Source organism: Cellulomonas sp. P5_C6 (assembly GCF_054049635.1).
In genome coordinates this window covers 1-3,638 of record NZ_JBFULZ010000283.1, presented here as the reverse complement: position 1 = coordinate 3,638, position 3,638 = coordinate 1, and the positions used below count along the sequence as shown (strand labels likewise).

The window sequence follows — 3,638 nt, the reverse complement described above, 5'->3', positions numbered from 1 at the left end:
GTTCCGACGCGGCCGGCGCCCACGTCGTCCACGTCGGCGGGTCCGTCGACCACCGGGCCGCCGCCGCTCAGGTCGAGGCGGAGATCCTGCGACTGTCCCGGAACGGCCTGATCCCCGTGACCGTCGACCTGCGCGACGTCGTCCACCTCGGCAGCGCCGGCGTGCGTGTGCTCGAGTCGCTGCTGCGCACCACCGACCAGCTGCAGGTGGTCGCACCCCCGGGGACGCCGGCGGCGCAGACCCTCGAGGTCGCCGGGACGCCCTTCCTCTCGTCACGGCCCTGATCCGCTGGAAGGATCACGTATCGACGATCGTCTCCCCGGCCCGTCGGCAGGGTCGTGAGGACGAGCGCCTTCGACACCAACGACGGTGCAGACGGAGGAGCTCTGATGGGTGACCAGACCGACGGCAGGCTTCCGGTGATCTACGTGCGCGGCTTCGCGGGCGGACCATCCGGCATCAACAACGCGGTCGACGACCCGTTCTACGGGTTCAACGAGGGGTCGGTCCAGGTGCGGGTGGACGACACCGACCGGCCGGCGTTCCACCAGTTCGAGAGCCCCCTGCTGCGGCTGATGATCGACTACCGGTACCAGCTGCTCGTGCAGGGCAACCAGCGCGCCTACCTGGAGCAGCACGAGGACGACAAGGTCGACCCCGCCACGATCTGGGTGCACCGGTTCTACGACGAGTTCGCTCCCGACCTCACCAAGGACCCGAACGCGTTCAGCATCGAGCGGGCGGCGGAGAGCCTCTTCGACCTGGTCACGCTCGTCCGCAAGAAGACCGGCGCGCCGCGGGTTTTTCTCATCGCCCACTCGATGGGCGGCCTCATCGTGCGGTCGATGATCCAGAAGGTCGCGCCCGAGAAGACGGACGGGTCGCCCTCCGCCGCCACGGCGTTCGTCGACCGCGTCTTCACGTACGCCACCCCGCACGGCGGGATCGAGTTCGCGCTCGGCTTCGGTGCCCTGGAGAAGCTGCGCGACCTGACCGGGCTCGCCGGCGCGGACATCTTCGGCCCCGCCCGGATGTACGAGTACCTGACCCCGGAGGCGTCGACCCAGAAGCACGTCCCCGAGGGGTGGGACGCCAGGGTCATGCCCGCGGACGGGTTCCCGACGTCGCGGTTCTTCTGCCTCGTCGGCACCAACTCCACGGACTACACGACCGCGCTCGGGCTCTCCGCCAAGGCGGTCGGGGCGCGCAGCGACGGGCTGGTCCAGATCGACAACGCGTACGTGAAGGGTGCTCCGCGCGCGCTGGTGCACCGGAGCCACTCCGGCCGGTTCGGCATCGTCAACTCCGAGGAGGGCTACCAGAACCTGCAGCGGTTCCTCTTCGGCAACGTCGAGGTCGAGGCCGAGCTCACGGACGTCGTGGTCCCGGGCACGCCGAAGGACAACACGGTCTGGCAGCTGGAGACCTCGCTCTCGATCCGGGGGCTGCCCGTGGTGCTGCACGAGCAGAGCACCGCGCACCTGTGCCCGATCCAGCTCGAGTGGCCGAAGGCCCCGGACACCACGAGCAAGCCGACCCCCCTCGTGCGGACGTACCTGTCGACGACCGCCGCCCGGCCCGACGTGCCGACCATGCGGCACGTGCTGCAGCTGCGCCTGATCTCGTTGCGCAAGAAGGACCACCTCCTGTCGTTCCTCGACCACCTCGAGCAGACGGCGGACTGGTCGGACGTGCTGGTGGTCGACATCGAGTTCCACCCGGACGGCACCCCGCCGCGGTCGTGGGCCGTGTGGAGCTCGGCGCTCCCGACCGCGATCCGCGACTGGGTGCCCGACCAGGCCAGCGACGACGAGCTCAAGGACCTCGACACGACGACGGGCAGCTGGCTGGCCAAGGTCCAGCTGCCGGTGGCGGCCCGCAAGCTGCTGGGCGAGCAGGCGGCGATCACGATCGCGGTGAACGGTCGCCCGCCCGCCTGAGGCCCGTCAGGTCTGCGCGGCGGCCAGCGGCGAGTCGGAGCCCTCCACGCGGATCTCCACCCGGCGGATCGACTCCGTGACGATGCTCGACGACGCGCCGAGCCCGCGCGCGCCGACGTTCCGGGCCAGCCAGGTCGCGACGACCGTGCTGTGGCCGGCGTCGTCGACCAGGACGAGCTCGTACGTCGGCCCGGTGCCCTCCGGCCACGCCGCCGTCGGGTAGCGGCACTCCCAGTCGATCCGGGTGCCCCAGCCCTTCTTCTGCAGCGTGAGGTCCGCGCTGACGTCCACGGCGCCGACCGGCTCCAGCTGGAGGGCCGTGACCTGGGCGGTCGACGACGGCGCGGCCTCCGGCGTCCCGGTGCTGGTGCCGACGAGGGCGCCTGCGACACCGCCGATCACCAGCAGGGCGGCCGCGGCGGCGACCAGGCCGACCAGGCGGCGACGGCGGACGCGGTGCGCGGCGCGCGCGACCGAGGCCAGCTCGACGACCTCGGCCTCGGCCCCCGGATCGGTCCCGGTACCCAGCGCAGCAGCGTCCTCGGGCGTCACCATCCGGAGCAGCCCCGGCATCCCGGCCAGCTCGGCGACGGCGGCGCGGCAGGACGCGCACGTGCGCAGGTGGTCCTCGTACGCGCGCCGGTCCTCGGAGTCGAGCGCGCCGAGGACGTACGCGGCGTCCCAGTCCCGGAACTCGTCGTCGCCCTGTCGCTCGTCGGCATCCCGCCCGGTCATGACGAGACTCCTCTCTCCTGCAGCGCGAGGCGCAGCGCGCGCAACGCGTAGTGCATGCGTGACTTCACGGTGCCCTCGGGGATCTGGTGCTCACGGGCGAGCTCGGCCACGGACCGGCCGCCGTAGTAGGCGCCGACGACGACCGCGCGGTGCTCGGCGGTCAGCTGCTCGAGCGCGTCGGCCACCAACCAGCTGTCGAGCACCGCCTGCGACTCGTCGGGCTGGGGGGTGTCAGGCGCCTGGTCGGTGGTCCGCTCCCGCACGTGCCGCGCGCTCCGGCGGTCGTCGATCACGAGGTTGCGCACCACGGTGTAGAGCCACGCACGGGTCGCGCCCTCCTCGCGGGCCAGCACCTCGGGGTGCTTCCACGCGCGGACCATGGCCTCCTGGACCACGTCCTGGGCGAGCGCGTGGTCCCCCGTGAGGCGGACGACGTAGTGCTGCAGAGGCCGGGCGTAGGCCTGGTGGAGCGCGCGCAGGAGCGCGTCGGGTTCCTCTGCCACGCCGCCTCCCTCCGCGTTCGCTCTGCGTCCTACCCCTTCAACGGCACACGTGCCGTCGGGGTTCACCGTGCGTTGAACCTCGGCCGTCCCCACCCCGTGGTCCCAGTAGCGGGCACAGGGACCGCTACCGACCCGAGGAGATCATCGTGAGACGGACCATCCTGTTCTCGATCACCACGCTGGTGGCTGCGGCCACCTTGACAGCCTGCGGGGGCGGATCGGGCAACGACACGTCGTCCGGGGGCTACGGCGACTCCACCCCCTCGAGCGAGTCGTCGACCGCCGCCGAGTCGCCGGCCGCCGCGGCGGGCACCGACCTGTCGACCGGCGACTCGTCGCTGGGCACCATCGTCGTCGACGGCAAGGGCATGACGGCGTACTACTTCCTCAAGGACACCAAGGGCTCCGGCACCAGCGCGTGCTCGGGCGACTGCGCGGCCGCGTGGCCCGCCATCACCAC

Annotated in this window: 4 protein-coding genes and 1 pseudogene; 3 read left to right on the top strand and 2 right to left on the bottom strand. The window is 72.0% G+C overall.

Annotated elements, in window-relative coordinates; translation table 11 throughout:
* Positions 1 to 284, top strand: a 284-nt coding sequence (locus tag ACXJKG_RS20080; RefSeq protein WP_456847489.1) for an STAS domain-containing protein, incomplete at its 5' end; no start/stop codon positions are given.
* Positions 285 to 389: 105 nt separating this feature from the next.
* Positions 390 to 1,940, top strand: coding sequence for an esterase/lipase family protein (locus ACXJKG_RS20075; RefSeq protein WP_456847488.1), 1,551 nt, complete (start codon positions 390 to 392; stop codon positions 1,938 to 1,940).
* A 6-nt stretch (positions 1,941 to 1,946) separates the two neighbouring features.
* Here ACXJKG_RS20075 and ACXJKG_RS20070 read toward each other — a convergent pair whose 3' ends face one another.
* Entirely contained in the window at positions 1,947 to 2,675 is a 729-nt protein-coding gene (locus tag ACXJKG_RS20070) for an anti-sigma factor family protein (protein ID WP_456847487.1), read from the bottom strand.
* Positions 2,672 to 3,178 (bottom strand): sigma-70 family RNA polymerase sigma factor, encoded by a 507-nt coding sequence (locus ACXJKG_RS20065; RefSeq protein WP_456847486.1) that lies wholly within the window; start codon positions 3,176 to 3,178, stop codon positions 2,672 to 2,674. Before ACXJKG_RS20065 ends, ACXJKG_RS20070 begins: the two co-directional genes overlap by 4 nt.
* A gap of 146 nt (positions 3,179 to 3,324) precedes the next feature.
* Here ACXJKG_RS20065 and ACXJKG_RS20060 point away from each other — a divergent pair.
* Positions 3,325 to 3,638, top strand: a pseudogene (locus ACXJKG_RS20060) (hypothetical protein); the annotation flags it as partial.